Origin of the sequence: Halorhodospira neutriphila (assembly GCF_016584055.1) — a bacterium.
GTDB lineage: Bacteria > Pseudomonadota > Gammaproteobacteria > Nitrococcales > Halorhodospiraceae > Halorhodospira > Halorhodospira neutriphila.
Map to the genome: position 1 here is coordinate 1 of NZ_NRSH01000226.1, position 1,676 is coordinate 1,676.

The following is a 1,676-nucleotide window of genomic DNA, read 5'->3' on the forward strand; positions in this document are numbered from 1 at the left end:
CCTGGGGCTGTTCCTGCGCTTGCTCGGCACCACCACCGGCAACCTCGCCCTGACCCTCGGCGCCCGCGGGGGGCTCTTCCTCGCCGGCGGGATCCTCCCGGCCATCGGCGCCGAGGCCGTCGCGGCCTCGGCCTTCCACGAGCGCCTCGTCGCCAAGGGGCGCTTCCGCGGCTACCTCGACGCCATCCCCGTCCACCTCATCCACCACCCCGATACGGCCGCCCTGCTCGGCCTGCGGGCGTGGCTCGACGACCTGCGCGAGGAGCAGCCATGAGGCCACCGAGCTACGAGGGGCGCGGCATCACCAACCTCATGGCCCACCTGGGCGCCGCCCTCGGCGCCCCGGCGGGCCCCTGCCCGGGGCTCGACCCGGAGGTGGGGCTCGAGCTCGACGGGGCCGAGACGGTGATCCTCTGGGTAATCGACGGCCTCGGCGCCGAGTTCCTGGCGCAGCGGCCGGGCAGCGCCCTGGCCGAGGACTGGCTCGCCACCCTCGACTCGGTCTTCCCGGCGACCACCTCGGCGGCGATCACCACCTTCATGACGGGGCAGCCGCCGCGCGGCCACGGCGTGACCGGCTGGAACATGTACGTCCACGAGCTCGGCGCGGTCACGGCGTGGCTGCCCTTCGGGCCGCGGGCGGGCAGGCTGCAGTGGGGGGACGGCGTCCCCGGCGCCGAGGCGCTGCTCCAGCGCGACTCGCTCCTCGACCGCCTCGCCGCCGAGGCCCACGTCGTCCAGCCGCAGTGGCTCATCGACACCCCGTACACCCGGGCCACGGCCGGCGAGCGGGCCCGGCGCCACGGCTACGAGGACCTTGCGGGGCTCGTCGAGCGTGTGCGCGCCCTCGCCACCGAGGGCGGCGGGCGGCGGCGCTTCGTCTACGCCTACTGGCCCGACCTCGATGCCCTCTGCCACCAGCACGGCGTCGCCAGCGCCCCGGCGGCGGAGCACTTCGCGGCCCTCGACGCCGCCTACCGGCGCCTGCGCGAGGCCCTCCGGGGGACGGCGGCGCGGCTCGTGGTCACCGCCGACCACGGCCTGGTGGATACGGCTCCGGGGCGCACGATGTACCTCGAGGACCACCCCGAGCTCGCCGAGACCCTCGCCCTGCCGCTGTGCGGCGAGCCGCGGGCGGCCTACTGCTACCTGCGCCCCGGCGCGGAGGCGGCCTTCGACGCCTACATCCGCGAGCGCCTCGGCGAGGTCTGTGAGCTGCACACGGCGCAGGGGCTCGTCGAGGCGGGCTGGTTCGGGCCGGCGCCCGAGCACCCGCAGCTGCGCCGGCGCATCGGCGACCGCGTCGTCCTGCCGGCGGCGGGCTGGGTGCTCAAGGATCGGCTCCAGGGCGAGGAGCCGTTCCGGCAGGTCGGCGTCCACGGCGGCGCCTCGCCCGCCGAGCAGCGGGTGCCGCTGATCGCCGCGGCGGCGTGATATCCTGACCCCATGAGGCACCTTTCCTACACGGCCAGCGCCCCCTTCGAGGCCGCCCGCCGCGACGCCGGGGGCTGGCGGGGACACGCCTTCGAGCTGCAGGCCCGCGCCGCCGCCGGCGAGGCGGGCGACGCCGAGGCCCTGGCGCAGCGCTGCGCGGCCGCCGTCGCCCCCCTCGACGGCAGCCTGCTCAACGAGGCCGTGGAGCCGCCGGACGACGCGGCCCTGGCGACGGCCCTGCA

2 protein-coding genes and 1 pseudogene are annotated in these 1,676 nt (G+C 77.0%); all 3 read left to right on the top strand.

Going from position 1 to position 1,676, the window contains the following annotated elements:
• Positions 1-274 (top strand): glucokinase (locus CKO13_RS12005; protein ID WP_200261347.1); only part of this gene is annotated, 274 nt, incomplete at its 5' end.
• Positions 271-1,434, top strand: coding sequence for an alkaline phosphatase family protein (locus CKO13_RS12010; RefSeq protein ID WP_200261348.1), 1,164 nt, complete (start codon positions 271-273; stop codon positions 1,432-1,434). The genes CKO13_RS12005 and CKO13_RS12010, both read left to right, overlap by 4 nt.
• Positions 1,435-1,446: 12 nt before the next feature.
• A pseudogene (locus tag CKO13_RS12015) lies at positions 1,447-1,676 on the top strand (6-carboxytetrahydropterin synthase); the annotation flags it as partial.